Raw genomic sequence first — 238 nt, 5'->3', positions numbered from 1 at the left:
CGATCTGGCCGGGGGACAAGGACATCCCGGCCGGGTGGCGCGCGGAGGGCACCCGAGGCGCCAAGGCCGACTGCCTCGCCCACATCGACGAGGTGTGGACGGACATGCGCCCGCTGAGCCTGCGCAGGAAGATGGCCGCCGACGCGGAGGCCGCGTCCTGAACGAGAACGAGCCGTCGACGGCCGACGGAACCGCGCCCCCGCTGAGCGGGCGGATCGCGGACGGCCCGAGCGAGCTG

1 protein-coding gene is annotated in these 238 nt (G+C 74.8%); it reads left to right on the top strand.

Annotation, left to right across the window (positions count from 1 at the left end; all coding sequences use genetic code 11):
* Positions 1-2: 2 nt before the first annotated feature.
* Positions 3-161, top strand: a complete 159-nt coding sequence (locus F0L68_RS41035) for an MbtH family protein (RefSeq protein ID WP_223199609.1) — start codon at positions 3-5, stop codon at positions 159-161.
* Positions 162-238 lie beyond the last annotated feature (77 nt).

The sequence above is a fragment of the Solihabitans fulvus genome, from assembly GCF_008386585.1.
Taxonomy (GTDB): domain Bacteria; phylum Actinomycetota; class Actinomycetes; order Mycobacteriales; family Pseudonocardiaceae; genus Solihabitans; species Solihabitans fulvus.
The sequence above is the reverse complement of the archived record's forward strand: the minus strand, read 5'-3'. Positions and strand labels throughout refer to the sequence as shown.